The organism is Burkholderia vietnamiensis LMG 10929 (genome assembly GCF_000959445.1).
Classification (GTDB): Bacteria; Pseudomonadota; Gammaproteobacteria; order Burkholderiales; family Burkholderiaceae; genus Burkholderia; species Burkholderia vietnamiensis.
Genome location: NZ_CP009630.1, coordinates 2,169,464 through 2,185,092 on the forward strand (window position 1 = coordinate 2,169,464; position 15,629 = coordinate 2,185,092).

The 15,629-nt window shown below is 66.4% G+C and carries 15 protein-coding genes; 6 read left to right on the forward strand and 9 right to left on the reverse strand.

The features are described from left to right. Positions 1-3 precede the first annotated feature (3 nt). The 4 genes from shc to AK36_RS09535 all read right to left on the reverse strand — a co-directional run bounded on the left by shc (position 4) and on the right by AK36_RS09535 (position 4,686). On the reverse strand, positions 4-1,977 hold the full coding sequence (gene shc / locus AK36_RS09520) for a squalene--hopene cyclase (RefSeq protein ID WP_014724264.1): 1,974 nt from the start codon (positions 1,975-1,977) through the stop codon (positions 4-6). Between the two features lie 15 nt (positions 1,978-1,992). Next, positions 1,993-3,249, reverse strand: a complete 1,257-nt coding sequence (hpnE, locus tag AK36_RS09525) for a hydroxysqualene dehydroxylase HpnE (protein ID WP_045578356.1) — start codon at positions 3,247-3,249, stop codon at positions 1,993-1,995. A gap of 4 nt (positions 3,250-3,253) precedes the next feature. After that, positions 3,254-4,102 carry a presqualene diphosphate synthase HpnD gene (hpnD, locus tag AK36_RS09530; RefSeq protein ID WP_045578481.1) on the reverse strand — a complete coding sequence of 283 codons (849 nt, stop codon included), beginning with the start codon at positions 4,100-4,102 and terminating at the stop codon, positions 3,254-3,256. Between the two features lie 251 nt (positions 4,103-4,353). Further along, entirely contained in the window at positions 4,354-4,686 is a 333-nt protein-coding gene (locus AK36_RS09535; RefSeq protein ID WP_011881147.1) for a hypothetical protein, read from the reverse strand. A 211-nt stretch (positions 4,687-4,897) separates the two neighbouring features. Here AK36_RS09535 and AK36_RS09540 point away from each other — a divergent pair, with 211 nt between their 5' ends. Further along, positions 4,898-5,782 carry an alpha/beta fold hydrolase gene (locus tag AK36_RS09540; RefSeq protein WP_045578357.1) on the forward strand — a complete coding sequence of 295 codons (885 nt, stop codon included), beginning with the start codon at positions 4,898-4,900 and terminating at the stop codon, positions 5,780-5,782. Positions 5,783-5,804: 22 nt separating this feature from the next. Here the strand turns inward: AK36_RS09540 and AK36_RS09545 are convergent, their stop codons facing one another. Genes AK36_RS09545 through AK36_RS09555 form a run of 3 tightly spaced genes read right to left on the reverse strand, consistent with a single transcriptional unit; the run spans position 5,805 to position 7,730 of the window. Next, positions 5,805-6,746: a GGDEF domain-containing protein gene (locus AK36_RS09545; RefSeq protein ID WP_011881145.1), complete on the reverse strand. Its 942-nt coding sequence runs from the start codon at positions 6,744-6,746 to the stop codon at positions 5,805-5,807. Beyond that, the gene (locus AK36_RS09550; protein ID WP_011881144.1) at positions 6,743-7,369 is read right to left on the reverse strand and encodes a chemotaxis protein CheC; all 627 of its coding nucleotides are present in this window, start codon (positions 7,367-7,369) and stop codon (positions 6,743-6,745) included. Before AK36_RS09550 ends, AK36_RS09545 begins: the two co-directional genes overlap by 4 nt. Beyond that, positions 7,362-7,730 carry a response regulator gene (locus AK36_RS09555; RefSeq protein WP_011881143.1) on the reverse strand — a complete coding sequence of 123 codons (369 nt, stop codon included), beginning with the start codon at positions 7,728-7,730 and terminating at the stop codon, positions 7,362-7,364. The genes AK36_RS09550 and AK36_RS09555 overlap by 8 nt, the downstream gene beginning before the upstream one ends. A gap of 468 nt (positions 7,731-8,198) precedes the next feature. Between AK36_RS09555 and AK36_RS09560 the strand changes: the two genes are divergently transcribed. Further along, positions 8,199-10,445, forward strand: coding sequence for a hybrid sensor histidine kinase/response regulator (locus tag AK36_RS09560; RefSeq protein WP_045578358.1), 2,247 nt, complete (start codon positions 8,199-8,201; stop codon positions 10,443-10,445). Between the two features lie 56 nt (positions 10,446-10,501). On the opposite strand, the gene AK36_RS09565 is transcribed toward AK36_RS09560, so the two are convergent. Then, positions 10,502-11,056, reverse strand: coding sequence for an NADPH-dependent FMN reductase (locus tag AK36_RS09565; RefSeq protein ID WP_011881141.1), 555 nt, complete (start codon positions 11,054-11,056; stop codon positions 10,502-10,504). Positions 11,057-11,417: 361 nt separating this feature from the next. Here AK36_RS09565 and AK36_RS09570 point away from each other — a divergent pair, with 361 nt between their 5' ends. Both AK36_RS09570 and AK36_RS30895 read left to right on the forward strand, forming a co-directional pair. Then, positions 11,418-12,014, forward strand: coding sequence for an RNA polymerase factor sigma-70 (locus tag AK36_RS09570; RefSeq protein ID WP_011881140.1), 597 nt, complete (start codon positions 11,418-11,420; stop codon positions 12,012-12,014). Beyond that, positions 11,995-12,204 carry a zf-HC2 domain-containing protein gene (locus AK36_RS30895; RefSeq protein ID WP_011881139.1) on the forward strand — a complete coding sequence of 70 codons (210 nt, stop codon included), beginning with the start codon at positions 11,995-11,997 and terminating at the stop codon, positions 12,202-12,204. Before AK36_RS09570 ends, AK36_RS30895 begins: the two co-directional genes overlap by 20 nt. 181 nt (positions 12,205-12,385) lie before the next feature. Here the strand turns inward: AK36_RS30895 and arsC are convergent, their stop codons facing one another. After that, entirely contained in the window at positions 12,386-12,742 is a 357-nt protein-coding gene (gene arsC / locus AK36_RS09575; protein ID WP_014724258.1) for an arsenate reductase (glutaredoxin), read from the reverse strand. Between the two features lie 1,064 nt (positions 12,743-13,806). Here arsC and parA point away from each other — a divergent pair. Both parA and AK36_RS09585 read left to right on the forward strand, forming a co-directional pair. Continuing rightward, positions 13,807-14,469 carry a ParA family partition ATPase gene (parA, locus tag AK36_RS09580; RefSeq protein WP_011881137.1) on the forward strand — a complete coding sequence of 221 codons (663 nt, stop codon included), beginning with the start codon at positions 13,807-13,809 and terminating at the stop codon, positions 14,467-14,469. Between the two features lie 23 nt (positions 14,470-14,492). Continuing rightward, positions 14,493-15,554, forward strand: a complete 1,062-nt coding sequence (locus tag AK36_RS09585; RefSeq protein ID WP_014724257.1) for a ParB/RepB/Spo0J family partition protein — start codon at positions 14,493-14,495, stop codon at positions 15,552-15,554. Positions 15,555-15,629: the final 75 nt, after the last annotated feature.

The window sequence follows — 15,629 nt, forward strand, 5'->3', positions numbered from 1 at the left end:
GCGTCAGATCCCGACCGTCACGCGCGTCGCGTTGGCGCGCTTCAGGTTGCGGTAGCGCGCGAGCGCCCACAGCGGGAAGAACTTGCGATAGCCGTGGTAGCGCAGATAGAACACGCGCGGGAAGCCGGTGGCCGTGAAGCGCGTCTCGTCCCACAGGCCTTCGTCGTTCTGCTGCGCGATCAGGTAGCCGATCCCGCGCTCGACCGCCGGGTGGTTCACTTCACCGGCGGCCATCAGGCCGAGCAGCGCCCACGCGGTCTGCGACGCCGTGCTCGGCGCCGGTTCGAAGCCGCGGTAGTTGAGCTTGTAGCTGTCGCCGTCCTCGCCCCAGCCGCCGTCCTTGTTCTGGATCGACAGCAGCCACTGTGCGGCGCGCTTCACGCGCGGATCTTCCGGCCCGAGGCCGGCCGCGTTCAGCGAGCACAGGGCCGTCCACGTGCCGTACACGTAGTTCATCCCCCAGCGCCCGTACCAGCTGCCGTCCGGCTCCTGCTCCTTGAGCATGTAGTCGAGCGCGCGGCGGGCCGGCTCGCTGCTCAGCGCGCTTTCGCCGAGCTGCGCCAGCATCGACAGGCAACGGCCCGACACGTCGGCCGTCGGCGGATCGAGCAGCGCGCCATGATCGGAGAACGGGATGTTGTTCAGGTAGTACTGCGTGTTTTCCGGCTCGAACGCGCCCCAGCCGCCGTCGCTGCTCTGCATGCCGACGACCCATTCGCGCGCGCGCGCGATCGATTCGCGATACGTGTCCGTGTTCTGCAGCTTCTGCGCGCGATCCATCGCCATCACGACCACGGCCGTGTCGTCGACGTCGGGGTAGTGCGCGTTCGCGTACTGGAACGCCCAGCCGCCGGGGCGCACGTTCGGACGGCGCGAGATCCAGTCGCCGCGCACGTCGAGGATCTGCAGCGGACGCAGCCAGTCGAGGCCGCGCAGCACAGCTTGCTCCGCACGCGCGTCGCCGGTTTCGAGCAGCGCATGCGCGACGAGCGACGTGTCCCACACCGGCGACAGGCACGGCTGGCAATACGCTTCGTCGTCGTGCACGACGAGCAGCTTCTCGATCGACTTGCGCGCGATCGCCCGATTCGGATGATCTTCGGGATAGCCGAGCACGTCGTACATCATCACCGCGTTGGCCATCGCCGGATAGATCGCGCCGAGCCCGTCCTCGCCGTTCAGGCGCTCGTCGACGAACGACACGGCCTGGCGGATCGCGCGTTCGCGCGTGTAGCTCGGGAACAGGCCGTCCGCCGCGCGCAGCGCGTGGTCGACCACGCGGAAGAACGCGAACCAGCCGGGGCTCTGGTGGCCCTGGCGCGGCAGCAGCCCGGCGTTGACCGGCGGGTCGATGAACAGCTCGTCGATCCGCACGCCGCGCGGGTTCTTCGCGAGCGGCCGCTTCGCGTTCAGCACCAGCAGCGGCACGATCACGGTGCGCGCCCAGTACGACACCTTCGACAGGTGGAACGGGAACCACTGCGGCAGCAGCATGATCTCGACCGGCATCATCGGCACCGCGCGCCACGGAATCGCGCCGAACAGCGCGAGCTGGATGCGCGTGAACACGTTCGACATCTCGGCGCCGCCCATCGCGTGGATCGCGCGCCGCGCGCGCTGCATGTGCTCGGCATTCTCGTCGTCGCCGATCACCTTCAGCGCGAAATACGCCTTCACGCTCGCGCTGACGTTCGGCGCGCCGTCGGTGAACAGCGGCCAGCCGCCGTCGGCCTGCTGGATGCGGCGCAGATAGCGGCCGATCTTCTGTTCGAGCTCGAGATTCGGCGTCTCGCCGAGAAAGTGGACGAGCAGCACGTATTCGGCGGGAATCGTCGAATCGGCTTCGAGTTCGTAGACCCAGTGTCCGTCCGCGTTCTGTGCGGCCAGCAGCGCGTCGGTCGCGCGGGCGACGGACGCGTCGAGTCCGGCCGGCACGGTGCCGGCGGACAGGTTAGCCATATCGGTGAGATCGTTCATCGGTCCCTCTGTTGCTTACTGTGTCTGGAGCACGTCCGCGGCCAGCTGGCCGGAACGGATCGCGCCCTCGATCGTGGCGGGCAAACCGGTGGCAATCCAGTCGCCCGCCAGCACGAGATTGGTCCAGCGCGTGCGCACGGCCGGACGTTTCATTTCCTGCGACGGCACCGCCGCAAAGCCCGCGCGCGGCTCGACCACGAGCTGCCACGCGGGAAGCGGTTCCGGACGCGCGCCGCTCACGCGCGCGACATCTTCCCAGATGCGCCGCGCGAGCGCATCGCGCGGCATGTCGAGCCAGCGGCCCGCATCGCGGATCGTCGCGGCGAGCGCGCCGGCGCCGCTGCGCACCGCGTCGACGACGCCGTTGATCACCGTCGTCTGCAGCGCACTGCCTGCCTCCGGCGTGTCGTGCGCGAAATACGCGGTCACGACCGCGCTGAACGCATCGGGCGCGGTGAGCTCGGGCACGAGCGGCTGCGCGACCTCGGGCGGCACGGCCAGCACGACCGCGTCGCCCGGCGCGAGATCGATGCGCTCGCCGCCGATCGCGACCGCGTCGAGCGCATTGCCGTGCGCGCCGAATTCGAGTGCATCGAGCCGCGAGTTCAGCCGGATCTGCGCGCCGCCGTGCTGCAGCATCCGCAGCGCCGGCTCGACGAACGCGCTGCCGAGCCCGTGGCGCGCGACGAGCGGCCGGCAGCCCGCGCCGCCCGCGGCAAACATCCCGCACAGCACCGCAAGCGCGAGCTCCGCGCTCGCGTGGCGCGGCTCGACATTCAGCGCCGCGAGGAAATACGGCCGCAGCCAGCGGTCCCACAGCACGCCGTCGCATCGCATCGTCTGCGCGAGCGAGCGGCCCGGGCGCGCGAACGCGAGCGCAGCGAGCGCCGCGTAGTCGAGCGGTGTGGTGCCCGGTGCGCGCGAAGCGGCGTCGAACAGCCAGGCCGGCCAGTGTCCGGTGCCGAAGCGCAGCGTCCAGCGCTGCTGCGACGCGACGTCGACCACCGGGTATTCGGCGAGCGCCGGCCCCGTCAGCTGGTCGGCCGCGCCGATCCCGCGCAGATAGCGCTGCGTCGCCGTCTGTCCCGCGAACACCTGATGCAGCCCGCTGTCGAGCGTCGTGTTCAGCATCCCGTCGAACCACGAGCGGCAACGGCCGCCCGCCTGCGCATGCGCGTCGTGCAGCACGATGCGCCGCCCGCGGCGTTGCAGCTCGACGGCGGCCGACAGGCCGGCGAGTCCTGCACCGATCACGTGGACGGTTCTGGGCATCGGCTCAGAACAGCGCGTAGCGCGCGGCGATCATCAGCATGCGCGCCTTCGGCTTGCGCAGCGGCGCGCGCGGATACGCGAAACCGCGCGCGATCGCGGCTTCCAGAATGCAGCGATACGCGCCCGACATGATGCGCGGCGCCTTCACCTGCGCGCGCGTGCAGGTGTCCATCACCGCATCGGCGGCGCGGAAGTGCGCGAGCGCGCGTTCGACGAGCGTCGCGCACACGCGCGGCAGCGCCGGGTCGCGCACGATCGTCGCGGGATCGGCGATCGCGATGCCCTCGCGCGCGAGCAGCTCGCGCGGCAGATAGCAGCGGTTGATCGCCGCGTCGTCGTCGATGTCGCGCAGGATGTTCGTCAGTTGCAACGCGCGGCCGAGATGGTGCGACAGCTCGATGCCTTCCGCTTCGGGGATCCCGAAAATCCTCACCGACAAGCGGCCGGCCGCGCTGGCGACGCGATCGCAGAACAGGTCGAGCGTCGGGTCGTCGGGCGCGCAGATATCCTCTGCGGCGTCCATCGCCATGCCGTCGATCATGGCGTGAAAGTCTTCGCGGCGCAGGTCGAACGCGCGGATCTCGCGCTCGAGCGCAACCAGATGGCGCGGCGGCTGGCCGGCGAAGCACGCGTCGATGTCCGCGCGCCAGCGGTCGAGGCCCGCGTTGCGCTCGGCGCGCGGCAGGTCGCTGTCGGCGATGTCGTCGACGGCGCGGCAGAACGCGTAGACCTGGAACATCGCGTCGCGCTGCGCGGCCGGCAGGATGCGCATCGCCAGATAGAAGGAGCTGCCCGATGTGACGGCAGCGGCGTCGGTTTCTTGTTCGTCCACGACGAGATTGGAAACGGCCAAGACGAGCTCCACGGAGACACCCACGCGGGGCGATTGAAGAGGCCAGGCCCGGCTGGGTTGGTCAGGGCGTCGGATGCGTGCGAGATATGCGAACGATCGACGCAGACAGGCATAAATTACCGGCCGGAAGCCGGAATTGGGCGAAAGTATAGCAATCTTTGAAGTTCGATGGCGGAGACTCTCCGCGCGTCGCGGGCCGCCGCGCGGGGCCTGCGCGGCGGGCGCCCGCGTGCAATGGCATCGGGGCGGCCTCAGCCGTAAACGATGTCGCGCTGCAGGTCGAGCGCGATGAGGCCCATTTCCCGCGTGAGTTGCAGCATCGCGCGACGGTCGAGCCGCGAACCCATGAAGCTCGTCACGCGGCCGTCGGGCTCCGCGGTGAACTGGAACGACGACGCGCCGGTGCCGAACCACGCGCCGGGCACGTCGGGCGATTCGTGCCAGTCGATCTCGTCGAACACGCGCGTGATGCCCGCACGCACGGCGTCTGTCGGGCCGATCGGTGGCGCGACGTCGCCGAGATCGTCGAGGGAATAGGGGCCGGGCTTGTCCGGCTTGCGGTAGAAGAGATAGTCGACGTTCATGGGGCGCAATCGGAACGAAAGCGCCAAATTGGCGCGCTTCGTGACATATTGAAATCAGATCACTATGAAATGTGATCTGTACGACACAAAATAGCGCCATTTCGCGCGCAACGCAACGGCGGGGCGGGCGCGTGCCGCGATGTGCGTCCGCATGCTTGCACGCGCGCCGCATCGTCTAAGATGGACACCTCTCTCGAACAAGACGAACGCCATGGAGACGAACGTAACCGCCGCCCAGCAGTCCGACCATCCCGTTTTCGTGCTCGTGCACGGTGCGTGGCACGGCGCATGGTCCTATGCGCCGGTCGCGGCCGCGCTGGCCGCGCGCGGCTATCTGTCGATCGCGCGCGACCTGCCCGCGCACGGCATCAACGCCCGCTTTCCCGCGTCGTATCTCGCACGCCCGCTCGACAAGGACGCGTTCGGCGCGGAGCCGTCGCCGGTCGCGAACACCACGCTCGACGACTACGCGACCCAGGTGCTGCAGGCCGTCGACGACGCGTATGCGCTCGGCCGCGGCAAGGTCGTTCTGGTCGGGCACAGCATGGGTGGCCTCGCGATCACGGCCGCCGCGGAACGCGCGCCGGAGAAGATCGCGAAGCTCGTCTATCTCGCGGCGTTCATGCCCGCCTCGGGCGTGCCCGGCCTCGACTACGTGCGTGCGCCGGAGAACCACGGCGACATGCTCGGCGCGCTGATGCTGGCGAGCCCGCGCGTGGCCGGCGCGCTGCGGATCGATCCGCGCAGCGGCGATGCGGCCTATCGCGCGCAGTTGAAACAGGCGCTGTACGACGACGTGCCGCAAGCCGATTTCGACGCAGTCGCGAACCTGATGACCTGCGACGTGCCGGCCGCGCCGTTCGCGACCGCGATCCCGACCAGCGCCGCGCGGTGGGGCGCGATCGATCGCCATTACATCAAGTGCCTGGCCGACCGCGTGCTGCTGCCCGCGTTGCAACAACGCTTCATCGACGAAGCCGATGCGTTCGCACCCGGCAATCCGACCCACGTGCATCAGCTCGACAGCAGCCATTCGCCGTTCATGTCGCAGCCCGCCGTGCTCGCCGGCGTGCTGGCGGATATCGCGAAAAGCTGAGCGGCGCGCAGCGCCGCCGCGCTCAGCCGAACGCGACCGAGCGGTCGCGTCCGAGCCGCTTCGCACGATACAGCGCGGTGTCGGCCCCGTTGACGAGCACGTCGCACGATGCAAGCCCAGGCGTCGCGTACGCGGCGCCGACGCTCGCGGTCACCGCCACGCTGACGCCTTCCGCCTCGACCGGCGTGCTGCCGATCGCGTCGCGCACCTTGTCGGCGACGAGCAGCGCCTCGTCGAGATTCGTGCAGGGCAGCAGCAGCGCGAATTCCTCGCCGCCGAAGCGGCCGAACGTGTCCTGGGCGCGCACGATCGACGCCACGCGGCGCGCGGTCTCGCGCAGCACCGCGTCGCCGACGGCATGCCCGAAGCGGTCGTTGATCGTCTTGAAGTGATCGAGATCGAACAGCAGCACCGACAGGTCGCCGCCGTAGCGCTGCCAGCGCGCGAATTCGTCGCCGAGCCGCGCCTCGAAGTAGCGCCGGTTCGCGATGCCGGTCAGGCCGTCGACGTTCGCGTGTTCGCGCAGCTTCGCGACCGCCTCCTCGCGCTCGCGCTGCATCACGCTCACGTGCGTGACGTCCGAGATCGTCACGCACACGGCCTCGACGTCGCGGCCGCGCGTGAGCGGCATGAACGTGCAGTCCTGCTGCATGTAGTCGACGCCGCCGGTGATCGGCCGGTCGTGCTCGAAGCGAAACAGGTAGGGCCGCTGCTCCCACGAGCTGAACGCGAAGCTGCCGAGCTGGAACACGCTCTGGAGCTTGCGCTCGAGCCACGCGCGCGGCAGATCCGGAAAGCAGTCGAACAGGTTGCGGCCGATCACGTCGGCGGCCACCGTGCCGCTGTGGTCCTGCATGAAGCGGTTCCACATCAGCACGTTCATCGCGCGATCCAGCACGAACAGGCCGAAACCGACCCGCTCGATCACGAGATCGCTCAACGACGGCGTGCCGGCGGTATTCATAGCGCGGACAGCAACGCGTCGAGCGCGTCGCCCATCAGCCGGATCGAATCCTCGGCCATCAGCATCACGAAGTGCGCGCGGAACCCGTGATCCTCGAGGCCGAAGTTCACTTCCAGCAGCAACGCGACGCTCCATGCGAGCGCGTTCGGCTGGAATACGTCCTCGAACGACACGTTCGCGCCCAGCAGCCCGGGCGGGAAGAACACCGGCTTGCGGCCGAGTTCGTCGAGAATCGACGCGACGCACGCGCTCATCAGCACGTTGGCGACGTCGAACACGAGTTCGTCCTGCGTCGCCATGCCGGCATACACGCCGTCGCCGAACGTGCGCTCCATCAGCGACATGAGCCGCGCGACGCCGGCGGTGCGGCACAGCACGATCGCCTCGCCCTTGATGTCGGAACGGAAGCCCTGGCGTACGGCCGTCACGTTCTCGTGAATCCCCGTCATCTCGCGCAGCGCGGCGCCGGCTTCCGACGCCCCGACGACCCGCACGCGCGGGACCGACAGCTCGATGAAGTGGCCGAGCAGCAGCGCGAGCCGTGCAGCGGCACGACCCATCGCGAGGTTGGCGATTTCCTGCAACGCGTCGCGTTGCTCCGCCGTGAACACCGATTCAGGCATACAACCCATACTCCTTGAGAATGGGCAGCAATGCCTCCGACGTCACGGGCTTGGCTACGAATGCGATCGCGCCGAGTTCGCGCACGCGGGCTCGCGCCTGCGGCTGAATATCGGCGGATACCACGATCACGAACGTGTTCAGATCTTCGTGGCGCAGTGTCTCGAGGACCTGATAGCCAGTCATGTCGGGCATCGTCAGGTCCAGAAACATTACGGAAGCTTTGCCGTCACGATAGAGCGCCAGGGCCTCATGACCATTCGCCGCATATGCTACGTCAACGTCCCAGTCTCCCGGCAACGCCTTGGTCAAAAGCTTGCGGGCGAGCAAGGAGTCGTCGGCGATCACGATCGGCAAAGGCATGGCAGCGAAGCGGTGTACGGAATGGTCTCTCTCGCGTTAACGACCGCTCGGCGCCGTTCTTGAGGCGCCGTGCAATCAAACGCTGGCACCGCCTTGCAATCGCACGCGGGCGGCGCGGCACGAAGCACGCGACACACCGCGCCGCAATCGCCGGCGGGCGCATGTATCTGTCATAGGGAAAGCAAGGGGCGATTCTCGGAGTAAACCGGAGGCGGTGCAACTCGCCATTTTCACCATTTCGAACAGAATCGGTCCGATCTCCGCGCGTTGTCGAAACAGGCTCGATCATTTTCGAGATAAGCACGCAAAATTTTTCCTTGTGTACGTTTGCGCTGCCGGATTCATAGCGTTTTCATTCTTTCAATGCAGCCCTGTCGGATTCGACAGGTTTGCGGGTGCGTCCGGGCGAGACGGTGGGCGTGCACAACTCGTTTATGATGGGGCACTCCAGCCTCGTCGCCCTGTTCAATGACGTCCGAACGTCCCGCCGATTCCCGCCCTCCCGCCGCCACACCCGCCGACGACTGGCAGGACGACGGCGCCTACGCGTCCGGCGCGCCCGAGCACGATTTTGCGGTCCGGCGCGTGACGCTGATCGTGCTGCTGGTGGCGGCGATCGTGCTGCCGTGCATTTACGTGTCGGTGATGGCGTACAACGACCTGAAGGCGCGCGAAGCGGCAGCGAGCGACGTGACGATGCGCACCGTGCGCGTGGCGGAAGAACATGCGCTTAAAGTGTTCGATCTGACCGAGACGCTCGATGCGCGCATCGTCGATCTCGTGCAGGACATGGACGACGCGACCGTGCGCCGCCAGGAATCCGACATCCACGAGGCGTTGAACACGATCGGCGGCGGCTATCCGCAGGTGGCGGCCGTGTCGATCTTCGGCGCGAGCGGCATGCTGCTCGCGAACAGTCTCTACTATCCGGCGCCGTACGCGTCGATCGCGAACCGCGACGATTTCGTCGGCATCCGCGACGGCAAGGTCATCGAACACATCTCGCGGCTGATGATGGGCCCGCTCAAGCTCGAGAACATCCCCGTGTTCAACACGGGCGTCGCACGCCGACACAGCGACGGCTCGTTCGCCGGCATGGTGTCGATCGCGCTGAAGTCGTCGTATTTCAATGCGTTCTACCGCAACCTGCTCGGCGGCTCGGCCACCCCGATGACGATGGCGCTCGCGCGTTCCGACGGCGCCGTGATCGCCTCGTATCCGCCGCCGCCGTCGCTCGCGCACACCGATCGCACGGCCACCTTCGGCAACCCGCACAACGATCCACGCGCGGGCGTCGTGCGGGTCGGGCACGACGGCGCCGGCAGCGAGATCGTCGCGTACCGGCAGGTCGGCAGCTATCCGGTGTACGTCACCTGCGCGTATCGGACCTCGGCGATCTGGCACGAGTGGTACGAGCATCTGAGCGTGCTGTTCATCTCGATGTTCGCGCCGTCGATCGCGCTGTGGTGGGTGATCTGGCTGTCGCTGAAGCGGTTGAAGGCCGAAGAGCAGGCGTGGGACCGCTGGCAGGCGGAGGCGTCGATGCGGCGCTCGATCGAATCGGCGTACCGGCAGTCGCGCAAGATGCAGGCGCTCGGCAACCTGGTCGGCAGCGTCGCGCACGACTTCAACAACCTGTTGATGATCATCTCGAGCAACGTGCAGATCGTGCGGCGGCGCGGCGTCGCGCAGCTCGACAAGGAACTCGGTGCAATCGAGCGCGCGTTGAAGAACGGCCAGTCGCTCACGCGCCAGCTGCTCGGCGTCGCGCGCAAGCAGCCGCTGCACAACGAGACGATCGACGTCGGCCAGTGGCTCGGCACGTGCCGTGAACTGCTGAAGACGTCGCTCGGCTCGAAGTCGTCGCTGGTCGTCGCGATCGAGCCGGGCGTGTGGCCCGTGCGCATCGACGTCGCGGAGCTCGAGCTTGCCGTCATCAACCTCGCCGTCAACGCGCGCGACGCGATGCCGGCCGGCGGCCGCTTCACGGTCGGCGCACGCAACGTGACGCTGCGCCGCGAGGACGGCTTTCCGCTGACCGGCGACTTCGTGCAGATCTCGCTCGACGACACGGGCATCGGCATGGCGCCCGACGTGCTGGCGCGCGCGTTCGAGCCGCTGTTCACGACGAAGGGGCAGGGAATGGGCACCGGCCTCGGGCTGCCGCAGGTATTCGCGTTCTGCGAACGCTCCGGCGGCCTCGCGACGATCGACAGCGCGGTCGGCGCCGGCACGTCGGTGCGTCTCTATCTTCCGCGTGCGCGCGCCGAGGACATCGTCGTGCGGCCGCCGGCCGCGGTACACGACGGCGGCGCGCTCACGGGCCTGCACGTGCTGCTGGTGGAAGACAATGGCGAGGTCGCGGCCGGCACCGAGGCGCTGCTCACGCTGCTCGGACATCGCGTGACCTATGCACCCACCGCCGACGACGCGTTGCGCCTGATCGAGGGCGTCGCCGCGAATGACGCATTCGATCTGGTGATTTCGGATATCCACATGCCGGGCCGCCTGAACGGCATCGACCTCGCCGAGGCGGTCGGCAAACGCCCGAACAAGCTGCCCGTGATCCTGGTGACCGGTTACGCCGAGGAGCTCGACCGCACGCGCACCGTCAATGTACGCGTACTGTCGAAGCCGTTCGACATTGCGCTGCTCGACGAGATTCTGCTGGGCATTCGCGACGCGCGCGACGATGCGCGGCACGACGGCCGCTGACCTGCGCGCGAGGAGCAAGCCGCGCATGGGTGCCGCTCGCGGGACGGGCAACGCGGTCAGGCGGCCTTGAGCGTGCGCACCCAATCGGCGTAGCGGTCGACGAAGCCTTGCAGGAACGTACGCGTGTCGTCGCTGACGATGCGGCCTTCGTCGTCGATACGTGACGGATCGTGCTTGATGAACATTTCCGGTTGCGTGAGCATCTTCACGTCGAGATACGCGAGCACGTTGCGCAGGTGCTGCTGCGCGAGCGCCGTGCCGACCGCGCCCGGCGACGTGCCGAGCACCGCGCCCGGCTTGCCCGACCACGAGTTGTGCCCCCACGGGCGCGAGCCCCAGTCGAGCGCGTTCTTCAGCACGCCGGGAATCGAGCGGTTGTATTCGGGCGTGACGAACAGCAGCGCGTCGGCCGCTTCGATCGACTGTTTGAAACGCTTCGCGACTTCCGGAAAATCCGCGTCGTAATCCTGACTATAGAGCGGCAACTCGCCGATCTCGACGAACTCGAACGAGAAATCGGCGGGCGCGAGCGAAATCACGGCGTGCGCCAGTGCGCGATTCCACGAACCGCGACGCAGACTGCCGACGACGACCGCAATGCGATGAGACATGGCTTTCTCCTTCCGATGGGTAGGGAATCCGCTCGATTGCTTCCGAGCAGGCGACAAAGGTCTGTTTATAGGCAAGCCAGCCCGTGAGCCATCCCACGGGGCCGGGCGGCCGGCTTTCCACAAGGTTTTCCACAGAAATTGTGGATAACTTCGGCGTTAAGGTCTGATGTTACCCACCGCTCGCCGCCCGAATGCGCGGCACGCTGCGCGGGTTAGGGCAAGCATAGCGTAGTGGGCCGAGACGGATCACGAGTGCGCGACGGAAGATTGCCGCGCGGTGCCGCGCCCAGTAAGCTGCTGGCACCGCGATGCGCCGGGCTCGCCGGACGCAATCGGTACAAGAGACTTTCGACCCGCCGCCATGCCGTCCACGTACGACGATCCCGTTTATCTCGCCCAACTGCGGCGCGACCTGTTGCGCTTCGCGCGGCTGCAACTGCGCGACGCCGATGCGTCCGAGGATGCCGTGCAGGAGGCGCTGGCCGCCGCGTGGTCGCATGCGGGCGACTTCGCGGGACGGTCCGCGCACAAGACCTGGGTGTTCGGGATCTTGCGCAACAAGCTGGTCGACATCCTGCGCGCGCGGCAGCGGACAGTGAGCCTCACCGCGCTCGATGCGGAGCTCGACGGCGAATCCGTGCTCGATCGCGAATTGTTCCAGGACAACGGACACTGGGCTGCGCACACGAAGCCGCGGCCGTGGCCTCGCCCCGAGACGCTGCTACAGCAACGGCAGTTCTGGACGCTGTTCCAGGCGTGTCTCGACCATCTGCCGGAAAACATCGGCCGCGTATTCATGATGCGTGAATTCCTCGATGTCGAGATCGACGACATCTGCAGCGAACTCACATTGACCGCCAATCATTGCAGCGTGCTGCTGTATCGGGCGCGCACGCGCCTGCGCACGTGCCTCAGCGAAAAAGGACTGACGACCGAAGATGCTGCCGGGGAAATGTAAGGACGTGACGCGCCTGCTGTCGGATGCGCTCGACCGTCCGTTGACGCTTCATGAGCGTATGCGCGTGCGCATGCATCTGCCGGGCTGCAGCGGATGCAGGGCCTATCGCGGGCAGATCGCAGTGCTGCGGGTGGCCGCGCGTGCGGCGGCGGGGGGCGAGGGCGGCGCGCCGGGTGGCGGAGAAGGGTGACGGGCCGCGTCGTCGTTTTTGTCGACAGGCGCGCGTCGGTGGTGGGTTTGGGCTGTTGCTGCCGTTGTTGAAGGCGTCGCGGCCGTGCCGTGCCTCAGCAGGTGGAGTCGGTGCATGCTGCACATCAACCGGGTGTCTATGCGCCTGGTTGATGTGATATGTCGAATATGCGTTATAGAAATTATTCGAAAAGCGCGCGCACCAACTCGGGCGGACGACCAATGGCGGCCTTGCCTCCATATACGACGATCGGCCGCTGCAGCAACACCGGATGCGCGGCGATGGCTTCATAAGCCTCCGCGTCCGTCAGGTTTGCGCGGCCCAGGTCCAACGTCTTGTACGGCTCCTCGCCGTCGCGGAGCATGTCGCGCACGGCGCAGCCGAGCTGGCGATGCAGGGCTTCCAGTTCTTCGACCGTAGGCGGCGTTTTCAGATATTCGATGACGTTCAGTGGCATGCCAGCGGCATTCAACGACTCGACGAGCGCGAGCGTTTCGCGGGATTTTGAGCAGCGTGGGTTGTGGTAGATCGTGATCATCGTTCAGAAGGGCTGCGGGAGAGGGAGGGGCGTATTGTAGCTAGTCTCGGTGCAAGCGCTTCAGGCAGGCTGTAGGGGATGGGAGGCCGCGTTTCGCGTGGCGAGACGTCTGCCTGGAGAGATGGGGCGCTTGTGCGATGGGTTTATGCGCATAAAGCGGAAAGCGGGGGCGCTGTCCGCAGGTGTCTCACCTAGTCGTTGCGACCAATGTGGCGAACGTTGCGCGCAATTGCTACGAGCCTCGATGATTGCGCGAGTGCCAACGATGACGCGCCAGCGCGCCGTACGCCGGCCTTATGCGCATCGAGCGCCCCTACGCCGAGGTGTGGTGCTTCGCCGGATACGTCATCCAAGCCATTGGGTGACGCGCAACCGCCTAGCGTGTCCTCACGGCGACCGGAGTGCCGTACGCGACGGCCGATTTATATATCGCGCCGGGAAACGACCGTTGACGGCAAGCACGCTCGCCGGTTTATGCGCATAAACGCCCGGAAGCGTATGCGGTTTGGCGAGCCGTGAAAGCGATCCAAACATTGCTGTCGTCGTCGTTCCGCAGCCGCCGTCGTGGGCGGCTCGATGACTTGCCAGTACATTGCCTACTTCGAACCGAAGGCGCGTCGTCGGCCGTCGCCAGGAGCGGCGGAAGTTTATGCGCACAAACCCACGCATTCGCGCGCGGCGCCGGACGCAACCTGGCAGTTACGGAAACACCGTACCGATGGCGGCAATCGGCCCCCCTCCATTCGGGCAGCAACACGCTACCCCGCAGCACCTGCAGCATTCGCTCGCATCGCTGGCGCGCGAACATCCTCCTTGGCTATCCATCCGTCGCCCCGGCCCGTTTATGCGCATAAACCCGCCTTCCAAATGCGCTCCGGCGACCCCACGATTCGCGTGAATCGTTGACCCAAACCTCCGTTCTTGGCTACCCGCCCGTCGCCTCAGCCGTTTATGCGCATAAACCTACCCTGCCAAATGGCTAACGCACATCTTCGGAACCACAATTTCATTGAAATATAAATATCGTGCGGTAGAATTCCAACGACCAAAAACAGGAGTGAAAATTGGCCGCGGAAATCATTGCAGTCACTCAACAAAAAGGCGGTGTCGGGAAGAGCACGATTGCCATGCATCTCGGCGCGGCATTCCATGAAAAGGGCAAGCGGGTCCTCGTCATCGACGCAGACGGTCAAAACACACTGGTTCACTGGTCGAGTGCATCGGGTGACAGCGACGCAGGTATCCCGTTCCCCGTCGTCAACCTTGCGGAAGCCGGCGGCCAGATCCATCGCGAGATCAAGAAGTTCATCAACGACTACGACATCATCGTCGTCGACTGCCCTCCGTCGATCACGGAAAAGGTTTCCGGTGTCGTGCTCCTCGCGGCCTCCATCGCCGTGATTCCGACGTCGTCGTCGCCTGCCGACTATTGGTCGAGCGTCGGGCTCGTCAAGCTGATCCAGCAGGCGCAGGTGATGAACGAAGACCTGCGTGCCGTGTTCCTGCTCAACAAGACGGAAGAGAAGCGCATGCTGACCCGCGAGCTCAAGCGGGCTCTCGAGGAACTCGGCTTCCCGCTGTTGAAGACGCAAATCCCCACCCGCGAGGCATACAAGCAGGCGATGGCGCTTGGCCAGACCGTGCTGCAGATGAACGATCGCGGCGCGCGGCTGGCCGCCGCGGAAATCCGCGCATGCGCCGACGAAATCGTCGCCATGCTGCCCTGACTTTATGCGCATAAAGGATTCACATGAAACCCTCCCAATTTGCAAAGGGCTTCCAGGCGCGCCCGGACATCACGACGAGCGAGAAGCGCACGGCGCTTGATCGACTGAATGCCATCGACGGTATCGTCAAGTCCGAGACGGCTACGCCGGCTGCAACGAAATCCGCTCGAAAAGAGACGCAGCAGGCTGCGGCTCCCGAGTTCCTGCTCGACGCGTCGACCGACGAGTCGCCGCAATATCGCGCTTGGCGCCTCGAGCACCGCTATGCGCCCGGCCAAGTGATCGAACTGCCGCTGAAGGCAATCAAACATAGTCCGTTCAACCCGCGACATTTCTATTTGAAGTCGTCGATCGCCGAACTCGCAGTGAACCTCGCGAAGCAGGGTCAGCAGCAGGCGATTCACGTGATCCCCGACTACGACAATCCGGGCTCGTATTTCGTCAGCGACGGCGGCCGCCGCGTGCGCGCGCTGAAGGAGGCGAACAAGGAATCGGTCAAGGCGATCGTGATCGACGTGCCTATCGGGATCCAGAGCTACAAGCTCGGCTACGATCTGAACGTGCAGCGCGATTCGCAGACGGTGTTCGACAATGCCGTCGTGTGGCGACGCTTCCTCGACGACAAACATTTCCAGAGCCAGAAGGAACTGTCCGAACATCTCGGCCTCGATGAATCGACGGTCGCGGTTGCGCTGTCGATCGGCAAACTGCCGGAGTCGGTCATGCAGGAAATGGTCGCGCGTCCGGATCGCTTCGGCTCGAACATGGCGTATCAGGTCGGCCGCTATCACAATGCACGCGGCACCGAGGCGACGCTACGGCTGATCAACAAGATCGTGTCCGACGATCTCAGCACGCGTCAGGTATCGGACATCGTCAAAGGTCGCGTCGCGGCGCAGGAAACGCCGAAGCCGGCGGGCCGCCAGCGCTATGCGCAGCGCTTAGAGATCAAGCTCGGCGGCAAATCGGTGGGCGACCTCAAATCGTACGGCGACGATCGCATCGAACTGCGCCTGCGCGGCCTGCCGAAGGAGAAGCGCGACGCTATCCTCGAGCAACTCGAGCGGATGCTGTTGTCGGATTGACCGAGCCGGCCGGCAGGGCCTCGAGTCGCGCGGCCCGCTCGCCGCTGGACATGAGGCCGCCGGCCACGGTCAGTC